The sequence below is a fragment of the Paenibacillus sp. FSL R7-0210 genome, from assembly GCF_038009085.1.
GTDB classification, from domain to species: domain Bacteria; phylum Bacillota; class Bacilli; order Paenibacillales; family Paenibacillaceae; genus Paenibacillus_AQ; species Paenibacillus_AQ silagei.
Map to the genome: position 1 here is coordinate 3,296,811 of NZ_JBBPAR010000001.1, position 21,013 is coordinate 3,317,823.

Genomic DNA, 21,013 nt, shown 5'->3' on the forward strand with positions numbered 1-21,013 from the left:
TGTATGCTGTTTTTCGCATACATCTGGCCCACGCGCCCCGCATCAACCCATCACTGGCAGCAGAACCCAAAAAATTGGGTCACAACAAAAAAGATTGTCCCTTTTAGCGAGATATAAGTTTCGATAGAATAAAGATGTTCTCTCACATGTAAGCGGTTACCTTTACTACCATTTAATTAAAGGAGGGCAAGTATGAAGCGACTTTATGTTACGCAAACACAACCCGGCTTCAAGCAGAAGGTGCTTAGTCTGTTCCTGGTCCTGCTGCTGCTATCCGGCATCGGCCAGCTCCCTGCTTCAGGCATTCAGCGCGCAGAGGCCGCAGGAACCACGGTTAGTTCGATGGCTTATTTCTCAGCGGCAGACGGTCCGGTCATCTCCAAATCAGGTGTCGGCCAGGCGAGCTACGGGTTCGTCATGCCGGTATTTAACGGAGGGTCTGCTACCTGGAGTCAGGTGTCGGACGATGTGGGCGTCAAAGTGAAAGTAAACGGCAACTGGACAGACATCGACAGCGCAGGCGGTTATGTCTACAACCAGAACTGGGGACACTGGAGCGACGGCGGCCAGCACGGCTACTGGTTCACCCTCTCGGCTACAACCGAGATCCAGCTCTACTCTAAGGCGAATAGCGGGGTTACGCTGAATTATACGCTGGCTTTTCAGAACCTGAACAAGACAACGATCAGCGCGATGACGCCGACCCAAGGACCGCAGATTGCAGCAGGCTTCACCGGCGGCGCTGGCTTCACCTACCCTACCTTCAATAATGATCCGGCGCTCACTTATGAAGCTGTAGCCGATGACCTGAAGGTCTATGTGAAGCCGGTTAACAGCAGCACCTGGATTGATATTGACAACAATGCAGCCAGCGGCTGGATCTACGACAGCAACTTCGGCCAGTTCACCGAAGGTGGCGGCGGATACTGGTTCACGATCACCGAATCGATCAATGTGAAGCTGCAATCTAAGACCTCATCAGCCAATTTGATATACACCCTTACCTTCAATCAGCCGGTTAGAAATTCCTATGTCCTCACCGCTTATGAAGGCACATCCTTTACTGCGGATAACAACGGATCGATTGGTTTTCCCCTGCCGAAGATTGACGGGGGAGCACCAATCGGCAGCGAGCTGAACAAATATGTGTATCAGATCAAAATCGGCGGCCAGTGGGTCGATCTGAGCAATTCCGCCCTGAGCGGCTTCGTCTACGCAGGCAACGGCTATAACAATATGTCTGCGGCGAACCAGTGGGGCTATTGGGCAGATTATGTGTATGGATTGTGGTTCCAGCCGATCCAGGAGAATATGGAGATCCGCATCGGCTATCCGTTAAACGGCCAGCAGGGCGGCAATATCGGCAGCAATTATGTGTATTATACCTTCACCGGCAATCCGAATGCCCCGCGTCCAGATGAAAGCGATCAGGAAGATATTACGTTGGGTACTCCGTCAGATCCTGCCGTAGCTGGCATGAACCTGCTCTGGCAGGATGAGTTCAGCGGAACCGCACTGGATACCAGCAAGTGGAACTATGAGCAGGGTTACTATATCACCAATGACCCTAACAGCTGGGGCTGGGGGAATAACGAACTGCAGCACTATACGAATAGTACCGAGAATGTATTTGTCCAGAACGGACAACTGAATATCCGGGCCAAGAACGATCCGAAGTCCTTCCCGCAGGACCCGAACCGGTATGCACAATATTCCTCCGGCAAAATCAACACCAAAGACCATCTGTCCTTCCAGTACGGCCGGGTAGACATCCGTGCCAAGCTGCCGACAGGGAACGGGATCTGGCCCGCCCTGTGGATGCTGCCACAGGATGCGGCTTACGGTGCCTGGGCGGCATCCGGCGAGATTGACATCATGGAAGCCAAGGGACGGCTGCCCGGCACGACCAGCGGCGCGGTTCACTTCGGCGGACAATGGCCGGTGAACAAGTACATCGCCGGGGAGTATCACTTCCCGCAAGGTCAGACCTTTGCGAACGACTATCACGTATATTCCATGGTCTGGGAAGAAGACAACGTGAAATGGTATGTGGACGGCAAATTCTTCTTCAAGGTCAATAGAGAGCAGTGGTATTCTGTAGCGGCACCGAACAACCCTAATGCTCCCTTCGACAAGCCCTTCTATCTGATTATGAATCTGGCAGTGGGCGGACATTTCGACGGCGGACTGACTCCGGCTCCGTCCGATATTCCGGCAACGATGCAGGTCGATTATGTACGGGTGTATAAGGAAGGCAGTGGCGGCGGAAATCCCGGGAACCCGGGCAATCCGGGTACCGTTCCGGTTAGCGGCGTTACCGTAACTCCGTCAACCTCCCAGGTGGAGATTGGGCAGAATGTCCAGTTAACAGCTAACGTAGCACCTTCTGGTGCGTCCAACAAACAGGTGAACTGGAGCGTAGCGAACAGCAACATTGCATCAGTGAGCCAGAGTGGTCTTGTTACCGGAATTGCAACGGGAACTACTACCGTTACTGCAACAACCGCGGATGGTAACAAAACCTCCAGCAGCACGATCACTGTAGTCTCCCCGCCGCCAGCAACCATTGTGATCGGAGACCAGGTGCGCGGTTTGAAGAAAACAGGCAATAACCTGCTTTTCTACGTGAACGGTGCTACCTTTGCCGATCTGCATTACAAGATCAACGGCGGCGGCCAGCAGAACGTAGCCATGACCTCCACAGGTAACGGCAACTACACCTATGCGGTCAATAACGTGCAGCAAGGCGATTCCGTAGAGTATTTCTTCACTTACAATCCGGGCCAAGGGGCGCTGGACACCCCCTGGAAGACTTATGTGCACGGTGTAACCCAGGGAACCCCCGAGTAACAGCGGGATTGCTGCAACAGACAAGTGGACCGGATGGGCCGGCCGCTTCATACGGCCTCTATCGCAGGGGATGAGGAAGTCTTGGACTTCTTCATCCTCTGTTTTTTGCTGTATCAGGATAAGCTTAAGGCAAGCAGAATAAATTCCTGGAAACAAAATGTGACCGGATGCCGTCCTAAAGGGTGTTATAGATAAAGGAGGGCATAACCTCATGCAGCAACCCATGACCCGGCCGGGCCATCCTGTGATGAAAAGCTATGAACAATATGCAGATATGCTGTACCGGATTGCCCTGGTTCATCTGGGCAGCCGCCAGGATGCCGAAGAGGCTACGCAGGACACCTTCATCAAGCTGATGGAGAAGGCTCCCGTATTCAAGGATGACGAACACCAGAAGGCCTGGCTGATCCGCGTCATCACCAATCATTGCAAGAATCTGCTGGGCAGAGGCTGGCGCAAGCGCGAGGTTAAGCTCGAAGGGGTGGAGCCGGTTACGGCCGATAACCCCGAGGAGCTGGCGGTCTTGCAGCTCGTGCTGGCACTGCCGGTGAAGTATAAAACTGTCATTCATCTGTACTATTATGAGGATTACCCTGTCCAGGAGATCAGCAGAATTCTGCAGATCAGCGAGTCTGCCGTGAAGATGAGACTTCAGCGCGGACGTCAGCTGTTAAGACTGGAGCTGGAAGGAGCAGAAGCGGAATGAAGGAAGATCAGTTTCGAACCCAATATAAGAAAGCGGTGGATACTATGAGTGCAAGCCAAGAGATGAAGCAAGGATTAGCTGATAAAATGGAACAAAAGCGCCGTCCGCGTAAAATGGTCTATATTGCAGCAAGCGTATTGGTTGCTGCCGGAATCGGCCTGGCCGGACCAAGCATGATGAAGCAGCTGGGCGGAACATCTTCCCCGAATCAAGTAGCCCAGGTAGATCCGGGCACGCCTGCGGCAGGGAATTCTGCCGGAGTCGTTATTCCCAAGATCGAGCTGCCGGATAAAAGCTCCGGTGCTGTGGCCGATATGATCGGCCTGGTCGTCTACCAGGGTAACATCTATACCCAGGCGGCGATCCGCATTGAAGCGGTCGATGCAGCAGCCCTGCTCGGAGAGAAGCTGGGCCGCACGACCAGCGGGATTGATGAATGGAGCGGCAAGGATGCGTATACGGAGCTGGCCTCGAACATCGGGGAGACGGATATCTATGCTGTCAAAGGATATGATTCCGACTTCCTGGTCATGTCCTATACAGAGGTGGACGGCCAGGTGTTCGCCGAGCTGTACGAGCATACGAACGGAATTACCGTGAACAGCGGAGCCGATCTGATCGGTAAGCTGAACCTGGACGGGCGCATCGCCTCCGCCCAGTGGGAGAGCTTCGACAGCTGGAATAACGGCAAGCAGCAATACCTGCCGCTGCCCGAAGGCGCAGCACTTGACGGCTTCCTGAGCGCGCTGAATGCCGCCAAGCCGCTGTCCGCGGACTCGCTCATGGCGCAAGGCATCTATGATAATGAGGACCGCAAGCTGGTCTACCTCCAGATGGAGGACAAAACCCGGGTGGAGCTGACCCTGTTCGGCCAGGGACTCGTGCGCTACAGCAATGCTCCGGTATTCTTCGAGGTTGAGTCCGGTGCCTTCCAGGCGCTGTGGGATAACCTAAAATAGTTCAAAGGCCATCCCTCCCGGGATGGCCTTAAGCTTTTACACACGAATTGAAAGTAAACCATCCTATACACCGCAGATTTATTCACCTAAGAGACAATTCCCGTGCTGCCCTTCCATTTTTCCTTAATATACTCCTTGATCTGTTCCGCCAGCGCGGCCGTAGGTGTAGAAGTGGAGTCAAAAGTAGGCATCGGCGGATCATATTCCGTATCGGCATGGTCCAGCAGCCACTGCGCGAATTCCTCGTGCTGCCTGAGCATATCTTCGGTCCAGGTCGCTGCATCCTCCCGGCCCCGCAGGCGGGCATTTCGGGTGGCATCGTCACAATGCAGGTTAATAAAGTGCACTTCATTGAAGGCATCGTAAACATCGCATTTCTTGGCGTCCCAGGGCATCATCGTCCCGCAAATAATCGTTCCTCTCCCGGATAACGCAACCGCACGCGCACAATGAAACAGCACATTATACCGGTCCTGATACTCTAGCTTCTTCCCCGTCGTCCCGAAATTATCGTCATCCGTACTGAAAAGAACAAATTCCGGCATCTGCTCCCTCAACTCATGCATGACCGTGGTTTTACCTACTCCGCTGGCTCCGGTGATAATGAATAATGGTAATTGGGTTCTCATATGCTCTCGATCTTAGCCCCTTCCACGCGGTATTTCTTCTCCCATTCCGACATAGTGTTGGAATCAAGCCTGATTAGCTTGGCCGGGGTGTATTCGTTATACTCATTCAGCTCACTTTTGTCTTGTGGGAGTCGCAGTTCTTTAATTCTGCGCACCACTTCCTCATCGGTATGAATCTCCACCGACTCCTCCTCAGACACGACCTTCAGCGGAATCACCTGCTTAACACTGGTACCCGTTCCATCCCTGTCCGTGTAAGACAATTCAACCGTCAGACTATACTCCCCGCAAGGGACCGGCTCCCTGGTGAAGATTTCAACGTACAGGTCCGTTACTGACTGCGTATCGTCAATCCATATTCTCCCACTGCTGTCTTCAACAGCACCATTCAGATTAGGGGACCGGTGAAGCCATGCCGGAAGGATTAATTGTAAGCGGACATTCTGCACCCCGCCGGGCAGCACGATGTGAAGCCAGAGATGATTCATTCCTTCTTCCTGCTCTATAGCAGATTTTGCAAAACGCATTTGGATCATACCTGTCCCTCCTCTTGAACTAAACGGGTGAGCGCTTCAACCATCTTCTCTTTGAGCGCCGGGGTGATCCGCGGGCTAAGAGAGAGAATGACATCCTCACTAACAACATGCATCTCACTCTGGAGCATCTGATCCGATTGGTAGAGCCGCAGGTTATCGCCCAGCTTCATGATTTCGTCCATCGTCAGTCCGGCTAACTTCTCTTGGGCCGAGGCCAGCGTCTCGCCGCTCCTGGTTAATACAAGGATCGCCCGTAAATAATGCAAATGACTATCTGTATACGCCCTCTTATTGCCCACCAGTTCCAGCGGCGGCAGCATCCCGATTTGCGTATAGTACCTGACTGTCCGCAGATTCATCTGCGGATCTTCATTCTGTAACACCTCAGCCAACTGCTTAGCAGTGTACGTATGCATCTTACTCCCCTTTCTTATCCAAACAAAAAAAGTTACACTAAACTGTATATGTTACAGTTTAGTGTAACTATATTGTGTTGTCAATATTCATGTTTTGACAGAGTGAAGTGGAATAATATCTCATCCTAATTCCCTTTACTAATAAATTAATTCATATTTTTATGTATAATCCTTTACATATGGATATTTCTTCTGTAATATTTAATAATATCCTAATATTTGAAATGGAGTGAGAATTTATGAATAAAAAATTGCTCGCCGGGTTATTGACTGTATCTGCCTTTTTTTCTTTAGGATCAACATCCTTTGCTTCTAGCGTTGAAACTACTCTGGCTCCCAACGCATTCCTTCCAACTAATGTTGCTCAATCCGCGCCTAATGATTATGTTCGCGATTTAACAATTGCCGTAGGTGAAACTGTTGAATTTTACCCTTATCTATGGCATTTCCTTCGGTGGGATGGCAGTTTGCTAGTAACAGAAGATGGAAGATTCATCGGTCTGTCTCCAGGATATTCGGTTGTAGCTGCTGAGATCACTCCACAAGGTGACAGATTGATCTTTAAAGTAACTGTACAATAACTCCTGATATTCATAATTTATGCAATTATTAAAATCATAAAACACCCTCTCTGACCAGGGACTGTCCCCTAATGTTGGTAAGGGTGTTTTTAGCTAATAGTTTCCTGGTCGAAAGAATTTACAACAATTAATTAGGCCCATACAGCGCAGCCAACCCCCTACTTCCCTTATGCTATACTAGCTTTATCTGTAGGAAAAGAGGACCACAACAATGGATATACGAAAATTACAATACTTCATTGCGGTTGCGGAAGAGCTTCATTTCCATCGTGCCGCAGAGAAATTACATATGACACAGCCTCCGTTGACCCAGCAGATTCAAGCTCTGGAACATGAGCTTGGCGTGAAGCTATTTGAACGGAACAAGCGTCAGGTCCGCCTCACACCGGCGGGAGCTGTTTTTTATGAGGAAGCCAGCCGGATTTTATCTCAACTGGAGCGGTCTATTCAAACTGTACGGCTGGCTAGCCAAGGCATCATTGGACATTTGAACATTGCATTCATCGGTTCAGCAGAAGGCGGAATCATGGTCGATGTACTCAAAATATTCCGGCAACGGTTTCCTCAAATACAGCTGAACCTGCTGGAGATGACTTCTGCCCAGCAATGGCAGGCGTTGCACGACGGTACCATCCATATTGGATTCATGCGCTTCATTGAGCCGGCACAGAATATTAATCATTGCAGCTTGATCAACGAAACTCTGGTTGCCGTATTGCCTGATCAACATCCGCTCGCCAAGCTGCCTGCATTGCCAGTCTCCGCTTTGCGTTCCGAGCCTTTTATCTTCTTTCCGCGTAAGCACGGTCTTCCTTTTCATGATCTGATTATGGGCTTTTGCGCTGAGCATGATGTCTACCCTCAGATTGTACAGGAAGCCGTACAAATGTATACCATTGTGAACCTTGTGGCAGCGAACCTGGGGGTTTCCATTGTCCCTTCTTCAGTTTCCGTCTTCCAGCGCAGCGGAGTCGTATTCAGACCCTTTGAAGACAATGTCCCGCCTGTCCCCTTCTATGCCGCCTGGAGAACGGATACGAATCAGGCCATCCTCTCTGCATTTATAGAGATTTTACAAGAACATAATTCCAGGTGAAAGGTGAGCGGACAGCGTTATTCACCCGGTTTTTGCAGGATCACGCTCAACTAGCCCCTCTAATATTCTGTCGATCTCACTCAGCAAATCAGATCCAAGATGCACCCCTGAAGCCTTAACATTCTCTTGTACCTGCTCTGGTCTGGATGCCCCAATGATTGCAGCCGATACCTGAGGATTCTGCAGCACCCATGCGATGGCCAATTGCGGCAGTGTCAGCCCCGCTTCGTGTGCAAGTGAGGACAGCCGGGAGACCGCCGTAAGAACCTCTGTGTGCAGCCACTGGCCAGCCAATCGTTCGAAGAACGGAGAACCCGCCGAAGTCGAAGCGCGGGACCCCTGCGGGACCGGTTGATTCGGCAGATATTTTCCCGACAGAATGCCTTGGGCCAGCGGTGACCAGACAACCTGCCCGATCCCTTCCCGCTCGGAAGCCTGGATAACCTCCGCTTCGATCACCCGCCATAACATCGAATATTGCGGCTGGCTAGCCACCAAGGGAACCCTCAGCTCCCGGGCCAACACCGCAGCTTGTGTGATCTGTTCCGCCGTCCATTCGCTTATCCCCACATACAGAACTTTCCCTTGACGCACCAGATCGGAGAAGGCCAGGAAGGTCTCCTCCAGCGATACCTTCTTGTCAAATCTATGAGCATAATAGATATCTATATAATCCGTCTGCAGCCTTTCCAACGAGGAGTTACAAGCTTCCATGATATGCTTCCGGGATAATCCCCGGTCATTGGGGCCTGTTCCTGTAGGCTGATAGACCTTGGTACATAACTCGATGCTCTCCCGCCGCACACCTGTTAAGACTTGTCCCAGCACCGTCTCAGCCTTCGTATCCGAATACACATCTGCGGTGTCAAATGTAGTAATTCCCGCGTCCAATGCAGCATGAACACAAGCTTTGGCTGTGTCATTGTCCACTTGAGCCCCATGCGTAATCCAGTTTCCAAAAGCAATCTCACTGACCGATAAGCCGCTGGCACCCAATTTCCGATATTCCATCTTCTTACCTCCTTTTAATAGCCATTTAAGCGTAACAAATTACTATTAATAGGTGAAATATCATTTAATGAGTGTTTTGATATGAAAAAAGTATCACAGAGCATTCACTGTGTTCTCATTGGCGGACCAGGCAGGTCTATGCTTAAAAGCCCACTAGCCGAAGCCAGCGGGCTAATTATGAAGTTTTTTATGGGATATACGTTTGTATTACTTCCTATCATAGGAAGCTTTGTGATCTGATTGAAGTATCCCCTTAACTTCTCCACTTTCATAAGCAAAACCTATTTCATAAAACTTATCTCTTTCTTCTAAGCCAACTTCCGTATCAGCAAGATATTTTTTGTTTATTGAATCATATACATAGGCCGAAACCTTTCCTTTATGTTCTATAAAATTATTTTCACCGTATATTCTTTTCAAATCATCTTGATTCATATTAATCTCAGCGCCTTGTACAGTCTTATAGACACCTTTAGAATCTTCGCCCATGTAGATAAACACTACTGCATTATCCCGGTAAAATATCCTTATACCACTCTCATAATTAAAAAAATTCGTATTACCATCTTCTTCACCTACTCCAAGCACCTTTTCTGCTAACGCACGACTCATACCGTAGCTTACAATTTGTTTTTCATCATTCACTCTCACAATTCCAAGATCATCTGTGGATAATCCTTTGTTTGATGACCCGCAGGCAGTGAGCAACACAACCATTAATAATAGAACAACACCTCGACGCATTTATATCCCCCTAAATATTTTTCTAAAGTTTACCATAGGAACTGCCGCTATGACTATGCAGCTTTTCCGAGAGTTGTACAATTTGATCTGCTAATCCAACTTCCATACAAAGACCCCTCCATTAAATTGGAGAGGCCTTCTTAGAACTATAGCGTAGCTACTGTCTGCTCATACAACCCCTGTTCTACCCCACCGACAAACGGCGTCCACTCCCCTGTAGTATACAACTGCAGCCGGTGCATAGCCCGAGTACATGCCGTATAAAAAAGCTTCCGCTCGCTCTCCCTGTGATACGTCTGCGGGGAGGCATCGTAGATCAGTACGGCATCGAACTCCACGCCTTTGGCAAGATAAGCGGGGATCACCTGTATTCCTTTTTCAAAAGTGGGCGTATTCTTCGTAATCAGCCTCAGCTCCGGGGCGCCACCTTGGGCAGTCAGGCACTCATAAGCTTCTCTGCTCTCTGCGGCCGTCTTCGTAATCACAGCGATGGAGCTATGGCCTTCAGCCTGAAGCTCCGCGAGATCTTTCACGATGCGCTCTGCCTTCAACTCACGATTGTCCAGCTTAGCTAATACCGGCTTCCGGCCCCTCCGTTCAAAAGCCACAATCGCCTCGCCGCCGGGCAGCAGCCGCTTCGTAAACTCCACAATCTCAAAGGTCGAGCGGTAGCTGCGGACCAGCAGGAACTGGCTAGTCTCTTCTTCTCCATAGAGCTTCAGCAGCGGTGAGCTGCTTCCATACAGATTCGTCGCCTGCGTGAAGATCGCCTGGCCGAAGTCTCCCAGCACCGTCATGCGGGCACGCGGAAACAGCTTTTTGAGGAACTCATACTGGAACATGGAATAATCCTGGCCTTCATCCACAAAAATATGCCGCACCTGCGTATTCGTCCGCACACCTTCGATTAGCTCTTTTAAATACAAATACGGGGTCGCATCTTCATACCAGAGTGTGCCGCTATCCAGCATCTCCCGGGTCTGCGCACAGATCTCCGGCCATAGCTCCGGCACCTCCGGTTCACCCGTCATTTCCCTGTAGGCCGTTTCATCACTGAACAATTGACGGTAGAGCCCGGCCATGTCGATAAAGGTGAACTTCCTGATCCCCCGTCTCAGCGGTTTGAACTGCTCCTTCACGATCATCTGGGCCAGCAGCTCTTCCTCCCGTTCGGCGAAATCAAAGTCACTCTCATCCTGCTCGCGCTTGTGGACCAGCAATTCCTGAAGGCGGAGGTATTTCTCGGCAAAATCAAACACGCCCCGTTCCCTGTGCAGCATCCGGTATACTTCAGCGTATTGGTCATTGTCGAGGTAATTCATCTCTTCCTCTACCCAGGCGGCTCCCTGCTCCAGCTTTTGCAGTCTGGCCAGCTCTTCGAGCAGCCATTTCTGCACCAGCGTAATCCGGTTAGGCAGACGAATCGAAGGATCAAAGCTGTATAGCTTGCTCTTGATTAGCTCCCCCGAGATTAACACGCGGTCCCGGAAGCAAATGTCCTTGAACAGCATCCCCTCCAGCTTCAGCCACTGCGCATAACCCTGAAGTGCCCGGAGGAAGGCTTCCGACGCCTTATATCCGACTCCCTTGAGACGGGCTTCATACCCCTCTTCCTGCTGAGCGGTAAGCACGTACTCCATCTGATCGAACGAATCTTCAATCCGGTAATCCTGACCCAGCCACGTTTCCAGATATTCCTGAAAGGTGACCTGCTGCATATTCTCTTCACCCAGCTCCGGAAGAACGGTAGATACATAGCTGTTGAACATCGGGTTAGGGGAAAATAACACAATCTGATCCGCCGTCAGCCGCTCGCGATGTTTGTACAGCAGGTAGGCTACGCGCTGGAGCGCTGCCGAGGTTTTGCCGCTGCCCGCCGCTCCCTGCACAATAAGCATCCGGCTCGTATCGTTACGGATAATCGCGTTCTGCTCCGCCTGAATCGTGGCTACAATGCTCTTCATTTGTGAATCTGCGCCTTTGCCAAGCACCTGCTGGAGCAGCTCATCTCCGATCGTAACGCTCGAATCGAACAAATGCTGGAGCTGACCGTCACGGATCTGGTACTGCCGCTTCAGTTCCATCGTTCCGCTAATCCGTCCTCCGGGTGTGTCGAAGGCTGCTTTTCCTGGCGGATAGTCGTAGTACAGGCTCGCAATGGGGGTCCGCCAGTCATAGACCACGAAGCTCAGACCATCCTCTTCGATGAAGGAGGACACTCCGATATAGACCTGTTCCACAGCCTTCTGACCCTCCTCGTGAAAATCAATCCGCCCAAAATAAGGCGACGGCAGCAGCCGCTGCATATTCTTCCATTGCCGCAGCTTCCGCGCATGACTGCGTTCCCGTTCTGACAGGACTGCGTCCTGCTGGGTAATGGTGAAGAAGCTCTCTTCGAAATCCTCCTCCGTACTCGTATTGACCGTAACCTCTTCCCAGAATCTCCGGCGGATGTCTGTGGCCTGCTCCTTCAGCTGGCCAACCTCCGGCTCCAGGCTTGCGATCCCCGCTTTCAGCTTCTCTTTGACCTGCTCCAGCCACTCCTGCTCCTGCTCCCAGCTGCTTACCTTCTCCATCACCTGATCACTCCTCTTTCTTGACATAGTCCCAAACAGGCGGGTTGACAAACCGGATGTCCCTTTGCTATAATTAAGATATAAATAAGATGCGTTACCTCCGATCTGATTTTTGAAAATAGTCAATAGTCTTCTAACATTAGCATATTATTTCTTTGTATGCAATACTTCCTGAATCATAATTAACCCTGGCGCTTGCGCCAGGGTTTTGTTGTTTAGGTGATAACCTGTCCTTGTATTCCCCGCTGAATCGGCTAACCGTCTGCTCACCAGCACAGCCGTTACACCGGTCTCTCGATCTCAAAAATCTCCCCAATCCCCGCATAGTTATTCCCTGCCAGACGGCTGACCGCCCCTAAGGCCACCGGATTAATTCTTCCCTGTTCGTAGATCGCTTCGTCCAGATGAAACTGCACGATCCTGCCGATCACTAAGTCATTATTCGGCAGCTCCAGGCAATGCTCCAACACACATTCCATCCGCACCTTCGCTTCCTGGACGCCGGGGACCTTAATGCGCTGGCTATCCACAAGCGTCATACCTGCTAAGGCGACCTCACTCTGGTCAGGCGGCAACGGTGCAGCAGTCATATTCACTTGTCTGACATTCTGCTCATCCACAATATGAACCACAAACTCCTTCATGTGCTTGATGTTGCGTGCAGTATCCTTGGACTGACCTCCGGCATGCTGAATAGAGATAGAGATCATCGGCGGGTTGGAGGATACAATATTGAAATAGCTGAACGGTGCACCGTTCAAGACCCCATCCTCCGACAAGGTGGTTACAAAAGCAATCGGACGCGGAATAATCGTCCCGACCAGAAGCTTATAATTATCCCGTTCGGTGCCCTGCTGCGGATCAATAGTGATCATGCTCGTGCCTCCCTTTTAATGTCAAAGCAGATTAGTCAAGCTCTCTTACAGTAACCGGCAGCAGAACTTGTTCAATCTGTGCTCTGTGCGGCTCGTATTGTTCCGGCAGCATCAGGCTGGTCCCCATCGTCTCCGGCGTTTCATCATGAGCGAAGCCCGGAGGATCGGTAGCGATCTCGAACAGAATCTCCCCATGCTCTCTGAAGTAGATGGCGTTGAAATAATTCCGATCCTGCACCGGCGTTACCCCATATCCATTATCATTTACAACTTCCTGCCATTCAAGCTGATCCTGATCATCCTTCGCTCTCCAGGCGATATGATGTACGGTGCCGACACCCATTTCACCGCGCGGTACAGCCGTTACCTTCAGCTCAACCACATTTCCCAGATCCGCAGCCGAATGGTAACGGGCGACATCACCTTCTTGCCCTGCGAATGTAAGTCCCATCACCTTCTCCAGCAGCTCCGCCGTTTGTTCAGGTTGAGTGGACAGCAGTGTTGCGCCGCCGAAGCCCTTGATCGCCACCTCGGGGGTTACCCCGCTGAAGGTCCATTCATTACGCTCACCCGCCTCCCGTTCCACCAGCTCCAGATGCAGACCGTGCGGATCATCGAATTCCAGGTAGTGCTCTCCGAACCGCTCCATCTCTGTGTAAGCCACCTTGAATGCCGTGAGCCGCTCTCTCCAGAACGCCATCGCCCCGACCGGAATCACATATGAAGTCACACCAACCTGCCCGCCGCCGATCTTACCCTGATACGCATCCGCCCACGGGAAGAAGGTAATAATCGTTCCCGGCTTCCCGCCATCATTGCCGAAGTAGAAGTGATACGTTCCCGGATCGTCGAAATTGACCGTTTGCTTCACCAGCCGCAGCCCCAGTACCCCTGCATAAAAGTCCATATTCTCCTGCGGATGCCCGACAATAGCGGTGATATGATGAATACCCATGGTTTGCTTGTTCATTTGAATTGCCTCCTAAGTTGATTCATTCGAATTATATCTTTACTTTAAGATATTTGGTTAAATATTATCTTTAAATTAAGATAATTTATATCCTCACTTTACTTTCTATAGTTACAGTTGTCAAGTACTTGAGTACAATAAATAGCCCCTTCCTAAGAAGAGGCCGCTGAACTAATAGTTTTTGAACACATTTTACTAGAGAAACTGTGACAATCCTGCACATATTGCAACATTCTGCTCACTCTATGGCCCGTAATCAAAAAATGTTGCACAAAAGGCAGCTTTCCGCATCCACCAGACAGCTGGACGGAACTATTCCTGCTTTTTATACAACATTTCTCCCGAAACTTAGGTATTAATCAACCAGAGTTGCAATTTATGCAGTATTTCTTAGCTATCAGCATTAACTTTGCTTAACAAGCTTTTTCTCATAAAAACACAAGGTCAGCCTGTCGTTGATCTGTTGGGTCTCACCCGTCCTTCTGTAGCCCAGCTTTTCATACAAGTAGCAGTTTCTTTCCTCTTGCACGATGGTAGCCAGTCCCCAGACTGTAGCGTCAGCATAGATTTGCTCGATTTGGGCGAATACCTGCTGGGCTATGCCCAGGCCTTGATATTCCGGCAAGATAAATATTTGGCCTAGCCAATATTTCTGCTCATCTGTCTTCTTGACCCTAATGCTACCTGCTGCGACACCGGCATACCGGATGATGTAATAATCTACAGAAGCCTGATTAAGCCGTTCCGCCACTCTCTCCACCGTTTCATTGGCCGGGCTTGTCTCATAATCCTGATATTTCTCCAAGAGCGGCAGAAAGGCCTGAAGCTGCATAGCATGAATATCCGCCGCATCCTCCAACGTAGCTTTACTTAATGTAACCTCTGACTTTTCCATTGTATGTACCTCCTGGCTTTATACCCTATACACGTAGTCCCAATGTTCACCCTTAAGTACAGAGCCAGGACCCATGTGCCGTTTCTGCTGCAAAACAAAACCAACGCGCTCATACATCCGCTGCGCGGGGATCAGATCATTATTAGTGGTCACCCGAATCTGCCCGACTTTATTCCGCAGGATTCGGTCGACCGCTTCTTGAAGCTGCATGGTACTGTAGCCTTTGCCTTTGTGGGCAGTCGCAATACAGTTATGGCCGATTTCAGCGTATCTGGGCATCTGCCTCGGGTCCCAGGATACGAAGCCAATAGCCTTACCATGCAGCGTAGTCATGAACCCATATTGATCCGCAAGTTGCAGATTGTCAAAGAAAAAGTGGTCGAACTCCTGCCAATCCTCCAGACAGCTCTGCTCATACCTGCGGTCGAAGGAATAAGCATCCTTCAATAGTTCAAGCAATGTTCCCCGTTCAAACAGGCTGATTTTACTGAATTCAATGCTCATTTACTTCCCTTCTTTTCTTGTGTATAGTTACTTTCACTTCAACACTACAGGTTCCAGTAAACTCAAGTCATACAAATTTCCACCGCCCGCAGGGCTGTCATTGCGGATATGTTCTTCCAGACAGAGTCTGCTGCGGTCAGAGCGGTACTTTGGGCTATGGGCTAATTGATCCATCAGCATCTTCCAGGAACCTCCAATGTCTTCACTGCTGTCCAGCTTGGCATATAGCCCGCCGGGCAGGATCATTTCCTCGAAAGGCTCGGGGACGCTGATTCCTTCGGGAATTGTCGCACACATTCCATAGCCATAGGGTTTACCTGCACTACTTGGCATAGGCTTCATATTCCCGCCGAATAACCTCGCCGTGCCCAAGAGATTTGCGGATTCCAACCAATCCATGATAGGACCCATCGCTTTGTCTTCCGGAGAAACGTCTACCACGATATGAAAGGCTACCCTCATAGTTGGCAGTGTAATCACTTTAAATGTGGACTGTCCGGTTACATTACTCATAAAGACATTCTCCATTTCGCTAAGCAGTTCCTCCTGAATGGAGGTTCTCTTATTGGAAGTATTCAGGTAATCGAGTACCTGATGTAATTGCTGTCCCATCTGTTCTAGTTCTTCCTGGTGCACCTGTAGAGCAAGTATCCTGTTCTGTATAACCTGCTTAAGCACAGGCACAGAACTTTTACCCAAGACAGCCTGTATTTCTCTGATCGGGATATCCATTCTCCGCAGCAGCGCTGTGATCCTGATACACTTAAGCGCATGTTCATCGTAGGTACGCCAGCCGGAAGATACCTCTCTCTTACTCTGAAACAATCCTTCTGCTTCCCAGTGCCGCAAGGTGCGGCTCGTCAGCCCGAGTTGCTCCGACAATTGCTGTATGCTAACAACCGTCCTGTTCATTTCTCCCTCCTTCCTGTGATCACATCCCTATCCTATCACTTGACGCAGCGGCAACTTCAAGGAGGAATTTGGATTACTGCCGTATGCTCCTCCAGCTTTGCTCGTATGGTCTGCATGGACCCACTCCTAACCCTACGCGAACTAAAGTTTGACATTCTCCAGAAAGTACTGTATAAATACACTAATTCAATATTATATAACTTTGCAATGACGAAGAGAGTACGCATAACGAATACTTCAGAGAGCTGATGGTAGGTGCGAATCAGTGTAGGGAATATGCCGAAGTGGGCTTCTGAGCATCCAAACCGAACCTTCAGGAAGTAGGCTTTGGCGAAAGTCTCGTCGTTACAAGAGACGCGTATTCAAACCTATAGTGAGGTTTCGATACGTTCAAGCGGTCCGGATCACCGTTCGGACTAACTAAGGTGGCACCACGGGGTTTTCTCGTCCTTTTCAGGATGAGAAGACCCCTTTTTGATTTTATAGACGGAGGGATAATATGAGTAATGACATTGTATTAACAGGAATTAAACCTACGGGCAAAGTCCATCTGGGGAACTACATCGGAGCAATCAAGCCTGCTCTGCAAATCGCCGGGGCCAGTGATTGCACTTCACTCTACTTCATTGCCGACTACCATGGGTTAAATTTTATACAGAATAGAGACGAGTTCAGAGATCTGTCTTATAGTATCGCAGCCACTTGGCTGGCACTCGGACTCAACCCGGACCGGGTGATTTTCTATAGACAATCTGATGTGCCGGAGATCTTCGAGCTGTGCTGGATTCTAGCCTGCCTGACGTCCAAAGGACTGATGAATCGTGCCCATGCCTACAAAGCGATTCAAGATCAAAATGAACAACTGGGCGTGGATGCGGATACTGGTGTTAATATGGGTCTGTTCACCTATCCGATTCTGATGGCTGCGGACATTCTGCTGTTCCAATCAGACAAGGTCCCTGTCGGTAAAGACCAGATTCAGCATGTGGAGATCGCCAGAGATATCGCCGAAAGCTTCAACCGGGTTTATGGAGATACGTTCAAGTTGCCTGACTATATTGTCGATGAGAGCACAGCGGTGATTCCTGGTCTTGACGGGAGGAAAATGAGCAAAAGCTATAACAATACGATTCCGCTTTTCGAAACGGCAGAGAACCTGAAGAAGCTGATCAGCAAAATCAAAACTGACTCTACACTTCCGCAGGAACCGAAAGACCCGGAGACCTCTAATATTTTCTTGTTGTATAAAGAATTTGCGACGCCCACTCAAGTGCAGGAGTTAAGAGACAAATATCTAAGTGGCATTAGCTGGGGTGAGGCCAAGCATGAGCTATTCCAGGTAGTTAATGCTGCTCTGGAGGAGCCACGGAAGAAATACTATGATCTCATGGCAGAGCCAGAGCAGATCGACACAATCTTGAGTGAAGGCGCCCGGAAGGCAAGAGCCCTGGCGGGACCGTTGCTCAAGAAGGTTAAATCGAGGATAGGACGTTATGCGTAGACCGGTTTTAAGACAGTGGTGATCATTTGTTTGTCTTTGAATACACAAAGAAACCACTCTTGGAACAGGTCAGGTCTCTTTCCGTTCCAAGAGTGGTTTCTTCAGCAGCTACAGCTTCTGAAATAACCGTTCCCCGTTGATCTGGATATATCTGTACATGCCGGCGCAGACCGCTGCCATTAGAATGCAGTATCCCAGCAGGATGAGATTTCCGCCCACCCCAGGAAGAAGCATGAACAGTACGGCGGGAACAGCCAGCGTGAGAACGCCGATAACCATCGTTACCAGCACCGACGCACTCTGCTTGATGGCCGCAACTTCACTGGTCCAGTCCAGCTTGGGTAGCTTCAGGTTCACCATAACGCCCAGCAGCGCAGAATAGCAGGCATAGATTACCGGAACGGCCAGCATCAATATACTCTCCGTCAACCCGGCACGCAGGGTATAGACCAGCAGCCCCCAGCTTACGGCTGTAACCGGTACCGTAATAGTGAGATTCACCGCCACCTTGCTGAATACAATTGCCGGTTTGGGCACGGGGGAGCTGGTCAAGATCCACAGATGATTTCCTTCCAGCGAAATGGAGCAGGCCGTGGTGCAGCTCAGAACAACGAATAGAGAGATCACCAGCGGACTCAGCGTACTTAGGGAGTCCGACAGCTGCGGGATGTCAAGAATGGTTCCCAGCTGCTCTGAGCTAACGAATAATAAGGAAATGGACATCATCAGGAGCAGTACCATCCCGATCCCTGTGTTCAGCACATAATTGACCGAGCTGAAATAACGCCGCAGCTCCTTTAGATACAAGGCCTTGAATGCTGAATTAGCCTGTAGCGGCTTCATCGTGTATCCGCGGCTTGCGCGGCTTGTCATAAGCCCTGTATGAATCGCCTTGTACCGGGTCGCCAGCAGGATTGAGAACAGCATAAAGACCAGCACAGACACAGCGATGAAGAAGAGCAAGGCACTTACCCGGTACGAGCAGACCGCATCAACATACAGGGAAGCCGGAGGATACACCTTGAAGATCATATCACCCAAGGCGGCTCCAACATCTGCAATCGCCTGCTGCCCTTGATTGAGCGTGAACGAGCCCAGCATCAGCACAATGATGAAGGCGAACGTGAGGATCATATTCAGGATTTTGCTCGACCGGAACCGGGAAGAGACCCAGCTAATGAGGGTGCCCACAAGCGTAGCCGCTATAATCGGCAGCAGAGTAATGAAGAAGAGCGTCAATAGGAAAAACAGATAGAACAGCACGCCCGGCTTCACATATATCGCATACACCGCCCCCGCCGGAAGCATGACCAGCAGCGTGAAGAACAGGTTCATCACATAAAGCTGAAGCACCCGGCTCGCCACCACATGGCTGGTCTTCACCGGGAGAGACATGATCATATCGTAGTCCTTATAACTGAATAATACCCCGCTTGCCTTATAGACCGTAGTAAAGAAGCCGACCAACGAAGTGGCCGCCATCATCACTGCCAGCAATAAGTCCATCCGCCCAAGCTGCTCGAACGACTGCGCCATCATGAAGCTGTAGCCGAATGACACGGCTCCGATCATGAGTATCCCGGCTATCATCGCAATGCTGAGCAGCAGCGCCTTCCGTCTCTGTGCAGAGTCTTTCGTATGCAGCGCTTTATTGAGGCCGAAGGAGGACAACAGCTGCAGCTTCGTTAACCTCCAGACATTAATCATGATCGATCAGCTCCATGAATACATCCTCCAGGCTGTTCTCGCCTCTGACCTCTTCGGTCTTACCATGGGCAATCAGCCGTCCGCCTTTGATGATCGCAATCTTATTGCAGAGCTTCTCAGCGGTATCCAGCACATGCGTGGAGAAGAAAATCGCACTGCCTCTGCTGCACACATCTGCCATGATCGTCTTCAGCGTATGCGCCGCTTTCGGATCAAGCCCCACAAAAGGCTCATCCAGCACTAACAGCTTCGGCTCATGGATCAGGGCAGAGATAATGGCCAGCTTCTGCTTCATGCCGTGGGAATACGAGGAGATCAGATCACCCAGACTCGCTGTAAGCTGGAAGGCATCGCCGTACTGCCCAATCAGCCGCTCCCGGTTGGCCCCCGATACACTGAAGAGATCGCCGATGAAATTCAGGTACTGAATCCCCGTCAGGTGATCGTACAAGTCCGGGTTATCCGGGATGTATGCAAGCTTCGCCTTGCAGGCTAACGGATCTTTTTTAATTGAGATGCCGTCAATTTCAATCTCCCCTTGTTCAAAATCAAGCACGCCCACCACAGCGCGGATAGTCGTGGTCTTGCCAGCGCCGTTATGGCCGATGAAGCCATAGATGTCGCCCCGTTCAACTACCAGACTGAGATCATCTACTGCTTTTTTGCCGCCCTTATAGCTCTTCGTAAAATGTCTAATCGTCAGCATTTCCTCTCACCTCTTCCTTGGTGTTAGCAAATAACTATAATACGAACAGCCCGGGCTAATGGTTCATTTCAATATTAAATCCCAATCTCCCGCATTTTTGCCGTGATCAAGTTCATGCGGGGCTCAAGCGTCCCTCCGCTGTATTTCGGCAGGCGTATCTCATCGACAATCCGGCCGTCGCACATGAACATAATCCGCTGCGTCCTGGCCGCCACAGTGGCATCATGGGTGACCAGCATGATGGCCGTCCCTTCCTCATTGATCCCGGACAGCAGGTCCATGATCTCCTCGGCAGCCTTCAGATTCAGCGCGCCGGTCGGCTCATCTCCGAAAATAATGCGCGGACTGCCCATCAGCGCCCGGCAGATGCCGGCCCGCTGCAGCTGTCCGCCCGAAGCCTCCGTGATATCACGCTTCGCCAGCTCCGCGATGCCCACCTTCTGCATAAGCTGCTGCGCCTTATCTGTAATCGCGGCAACCTTCCGCCGGTTGCCGCGCATCGATGGCAGAATGATATTATCCAGGATGTTCAGATTCTTCATCAGCGTCGGCTGCTGGAACACGAAGCCCATTTCCGTTCTGCGGAGATCCGCAAGCTCATCCTCTTCAAGTATCCCCAAATCCCTGCCCTCAAAAGTAACCAGGCCCCAGTCGATCCGGTCCATTCCGCTCAGTGCAAACAGCAGCGTGGATTTCCCTGAGCCTGAAGGTCCCATCACCGAGACGAATTCACCTTCGTGAATATCGACGGATACTTCGTCCAGCACCTTGCGCTGCTCCTCGCCGGTGCCGTATTGTTTGGTTATATTTTCACCCGAAATAATCTTCTTCATCTTCTT

General features: G+C 50.5%; 20 protein-coding genes and 1 other annotated feature. Of the genes, 6 read left to right on the forward strand and 14 right to left on the reverse strand.

Going from position 1 to position 21,013, the window contains the following annotated elements; genetic code table 11:
• Positions 1–192: 192 nt before the first annotated feature.
• From MKY64_RS14465 to MKY64_RS14475, 3 genes are all read left to right on the forward strand, one after another.
• Positions 193–2,850: a family 16 glycosylhydrolase gene (locus MKY64_RS14465; RefSeq protein ID WP_340953723.1), complete on the forward strand. Its 2,658-nt coding sequence runs from the start codon at positions 193–195 to the stop codon at positions 2,848–2,850.
• Between the two features lie 211 nt (positions 2,851–3,061).
• Positions 3,062–3,556: an RNA polymerase sigma factor gene (locus MKY64_RS14470; RefSeq protein ID WP_036729806.1), complete on the forward strand. Its 495-nt coding sequence runs from the start codon at positions 3,062–3,064 to the stop codon at positions 3,554–3,556.
• Positions 3,553–4,515 carry a hypothetical protein gene (locus MKY64_RS14475; RefSeq protein ID WP_340953726.1) on the forward strand — a complete coding sequence of 321 codons (963 nt, stop codon included), beginning with the start codon at positions 3,553–3,555 and terminating at the stop codon, positions 4,513–4,515. Before MKY64_RS14470 ends, MKY64_RS14475 begins: the two co-directional genes overlap by 4 nt.
• Before the next feature lie 86 nt (positions 4,516–4,601).
• Here the strand turns inward: MKY64_RS14475 and MKY64_RS14480 are convergent, their stop codons facing one another.
• From MKY64_RS14480 to MKY64_RS14490, 3 genes are read right to left on the reverse strand one after another with little or no spacing between them, the layout of a single operon-like run.
• Positions 4,602–5,144: an AAA family ATPase gene (locus tag MKY64_RS14480; protein ID WP_340953729.1), complete on the reverse strand. Its 543-nt coding sequence runs from the start codon at positions 5,142–5,144 to the stop codon at positions 4,602–4,604.
• Positions 5,141–5,680: a hypothetical protein gene (locus tag MKY64_RS14485; RefSeq protein WP_340953731.1), complete on the reverse strand. Its 540-nt coding sequence runs from the start codon at positions 5,678–5,680 to the stop codon at positions 5,141–5,143. Before MKY64_RS14485 ends, MKY64_RS14480 begins: the two co-directional genes overlap by 4 nt.
• On the reverse strand, positions 5,677–6,096 hold the full coding sequence (locus MKY64_RS14490) for a MerR family transcriptional regulator (RefSeq protein WP_340953734.1): 420 nt from the start codon (positions 6,094–6,096) through the stop codon (positions 5,677–5,679). The genes MKY64_RS14485 and MKY64_RS14490 overlap by 4 nt, the downstream gene beginning before the upstream one ends.
• Positions 6,097–6,335: 239 nt before the next feature.
• Here MKY64_RS14490 and MKY64_RS14495 point away from each other — a divergent pair, with 239 nt between their 5' ends.
• Together MKY64_RS14495 and MKY64_RS14500 are read left to right on the forward strand one after the other, a co-directional pair.
• A complete protein-coding gene (locus tag MKY64_RS14495; RefSeq protein ID WP_340953736.1) occupies positions 6,336–6,677 on the forward strand; it encodes a hypothetical protein in 342 nt (113 codons plus the stop codon).
• Positions 6,678–6,888: 211 nt separating this feature from the next.
• Positions 6,889–7,773, forward strand: a complete 885-nt coding sequence (locus MKY64_RS14500) for a LysR substrate-binding domain-containing protein (protein ID WP_340953739.1) — start codon at positions 6,889–6,891, stop codon at positions 7,771–7,773.
• Positions 7,774–7,794: 21 nt separating this feature from the next.
• Here the strand turns inward: MKY64_RS14500 and MKY64_RS14505 are convergent, their stop codons facing one another.
• From MKY64_RS14505 to MKY64_RS14540, 8 genes are all read right to left on the reverse strand, one after another.
• Positions 7,795–8,784 carry an aldo/keto reductase family protein gene (locus MKY64_RS14505; RefSeq protein ID WP_340953742.1) on the reverse strand — a complete coding sequence of 330 codons (990 nt, stop codon included), beginning with the start codon at positions 8,782–8,784 and terminating at the stop codon, positions 7,795–7,797.
• A gap of 207 nt (positions 8,785–8,991) precedes the next feature.
• Positions 8,992–9,528 (reverse strand): hypothetical protein, encoded by a 537-nt coding sequence (locus tag MKY64_RS14510; RefSeq protein ID WP_340953744.1) that lies wholly within the window; start codon positions 9,526–9,528, stop codon positions 8,992–8,994.
• A gap of 146 nt (positions 9,529–9,674) precedes the next feature.
• The gene (gene helD / locus MKY64_RS14515) at positions 9,675–12,104 is read right to left on the reverse strand and encodes an RNA polymerase recycling motor HelD (RefSeq protein ID WP_340953746.1); all 2,430 of its coding nucleotides are present in this window, start codon (positions 12,102–12,104) and stop codon (positions 9,675–9,677) included.
• A 281-nt stretch (positions 12,105–12,385) separates the two neighbouring features.
• Complete coding sequence (locus tag MKY64_RS14520; protein WP_340953748.1) at positions 12,386–12,979, reverse strand: flavin reductase family protein; 594 nt, start codon at positions 12,977–12,979, stop codon at positions 12,386–12,388.
• A 31-nt stretch (positions 12,980–13,010) separates the two neighbouring features.
• The gene (locus MKY64_RS14525) at positions 13,011–13,949 is read right to left on the reverse strand and encodes a ring-cleaving dioxygenase (RefSeq protein WP_340953750.1); all 939 of its coding nucleotides are present in this window, start codon (positions 13,947–13,949) and stop codon (positions 13,011–13,013) included.
• 403 nt (positions 13,950–14,352) lie between these two features.
• Positions 14,353–14,844: a GNAT family N-acetyltransferase gene (locus tag MKY64_RS14530; RefSeq protein ID WP_340953752.1), complete on the reverse strand. Its 492-nt coding sequence runs from the start codon at positions 14,842–14,844 to the stop codon at positions 14,353–14,355.
• 18 nt (positions 14,845–14,862) lie between these two features.
• Positions 14,863–15,348: a GNAT family N-acetyltransferase gene (locus MKY64_RS14535; RefSeq protein ID WP_339313777.1), complete on the reverse strand. Its 486-nt coding sequence runs from the start codon at positions 15,346–15,348 to the stop codon at positions 14,863–14,865.
• 33 nt (positions 15,349–15,381) lie between these two features.
• Positions 15,382–16,260: a MerR family transcriptional regulator gene (locus MKY64_RS14540; RefSeq protein WP_340953755.1), complete on the reverse strand. Its 879-nt coding sequence runs from the start codon at positions 16,258–16,260 to the stop codon at positions 15,382–15,384.
• Positions 16,261–16,458: 198 nt separating this feature from the next.
• Positions 16,459–16,715, forward strand: a binding site (T-box leader).
• Positions 16,716–16,759: 44 nt separating this feature from the next.
• Here MKY64_RS14540 and MKY64_RS14545 point away from each other — a divergent pair.
• On the forward strand, positions 16,760–17,761 hold the full coding sequence (locus MKY64_RS14545; RefSeq protein ID WP_340953756.1) for a tryptophan--tRNA ligase: 1,002 nt from the start codon (positions 16,760–16,762) through the stop codon (positions 17,759–17,761).
• 108 nt (positions 17,762–17,869) lie between these two features.
• On the opposite strand, the gene MKY64_RS14550 is transcribed toward MKY64_RS14545, so the two are convergent.
• The 3 genes from MKY64_RS14550 to MKY64_RS14560 form a co-directional block, all read right to left on the reverse strand.
• The gene (locus MKY64_RS14550) at positions 17,870–19,468 is read right to left on the reverse strand and encodes a hypothetical protein (protein WP_340953757.1); all 1,599 of its coding nucleotides are present in this window, start codon (positions 19,466–19,468) and stop codon (positions 17,870–17,872) included.
• The gene (locus MKY64_RS14555) at positions 19,461–20,174 is read right to left on the reverse strand and encodes an ABC transporter ATP-binding protein (RefSeq protein ID WP_036729857.1); all 714 of its coding nucleotides are present in this window, start codon (positions 20,172–20,174) and stop codon (positions 19,461–19,463) included. Before MKY64_RS14555 ends, MKY64_RS14550 begins: the two co-directional genes overlap by 8 nt.
• A gap of 74 nt (positions 20,175–20,248) precedes the next feature.
• Entirely contained in the window at positions 20,249–21,007 is a 759-nt protein-coding gene (locus MKY64_RS14560) for an ABC transporter ATP-binding protein (protein WP_209875682.1), read from the reverse strand.
• Between the last annotated feature and the right edge of the window lie 6 nt (positions 21,008–21,013).

Coding starts and splice junctions, on each gene's coding strand:
- MKY64_RS14465 (WP_340953723.1), top strand. CDS start 193: ATGAAGCGACTTTATGTTACGCAAACACAACCCGGCTTCAAGCAGAAG.
- MKY64_RS14470 (WP_036729806.1), top strand. CDS start 3,062: ATGCAGCAACCCATGACCCGGCCGGGCCATCCTGTGATGAAAAGCTAT.
- MKY64_RS14475 (WP_340953726.1), top strand. CDS start 3,553: ATGAAGGAAGATCAGTTTCGAACCCAATATAAGAAAGCGGTGGATACT.
- MKY64_RS14480 (WP_340953729.1), bottom strand. CDS start 5,144: ATGAGAACCCAATTACCATTATTCATTATCACCGGAGCCAGCGGAGTA.
- MKY64_RS14485 (WP_340953731.1), bottom strand. CDS start 5,680: ATGATCCAAATGCGTTTTGCAAAATCTGCTATAGAGCAGGAAGAAGGA.
- MKY64_RS14490 (WP_340953734.1), bottom strand. CDS start 6,096: ATGCATACGTACACTGCTAAGCAGTTGGCTGAGGTGTTACAGAATGAA.
- MKY64_RS14495 (WP_340953736.1), top strand. CDS start 6,336: ATGAATAAAAAATTGCTCGCCGGGTTATTGACTGTATCTGCCTTTTTT.
- MKY64_RS14500 (WP_340953739.1), top strand. CDS start 6,889: ATGGATATACGAAAATTACAATACTTCATTGCGGTTGCGGAAGAGCTT.
- MKY64_RS14505 (WP_340953742.1), bottom strand. CDS start 8,784: ATGGAATATCGGAAATTGGGTGCCAGCGGCTTATCGGTCAGTGAGATT.
- MKY64_RS14510 (WP_340953744.1), bottom strand. CDS start 9,528: ATGCGTCGAGGTGTTGTTCTATTATTAATGGTTGTGTTGCTCACTGCC.
- helD (WP_340953746.1), bottom strand. CDS start 12,104: ATGGAGAAGGTAAGCAGCTGGGAGCAGGAGCAGGAGTGGCTGGAGCAG.
- MKY64_RS14520 (WP_340953748.1), bottom strand. CDS start 12,979: ATGATCACTATTGATCCGCAGCAGGGCACCGAACGGGATAATTATAAG.
- MKY64_RS14525 (WP_340953750.1), bottom strand. CDS start 13,949: ATGAACAAGCAAACCATGGGTATTCATCATATCACCGCTATTGTCGGG.
- MKY64_RS14530 (WP_340953752.1), bottom strand. CDS start 14,844: ATGGAAAAGTCAGAGGTTACATTAAGTAAAGCTACGTTGGAGGATGCG.
- MKY64_RS14535 (WP_339313777.1), bottom strand. CDS start 15,348: ATGAGCATTGAATTCAGTAAAATCAGCCTGTTTGAACGGGGAACATTG.
- MKY64_RS14540 (WP_340953755.1), bottom strand. CDS start 16,260: ATGAACAGGACGGTTGTTAGCATACAGCAATTGTCGGAGCAACTCGGG.
- MKY64_RS14545 (WP_340953756.1), top strand. CDS start 16,760: ATGAGTAATGACATTGTATTAACAGGAATTAAACCTACGGGCAAAGTC.
- MKY64_RS14550 (WP_340953757.1), bottom strand. CDS start 19,468: ATGATTAATGTCTGGAGGTTAACGAAGCTGCAGCTGTTGTCCTCCTTC.
- MKY64_RS14555 (WP_036729857.1), bottom strand. CDS start 20,174: ATGCTGACGATTAGACATTTTACGAAGAGCTATAAGGGCGGCAAAAAA.
- MKY64_RS14560 (WP_209875682.1), bottom strand. CDS start 21,007: ATGAAGAAGATTATTTCGGGTGAAAATATAACCAAACAATACGGCACC.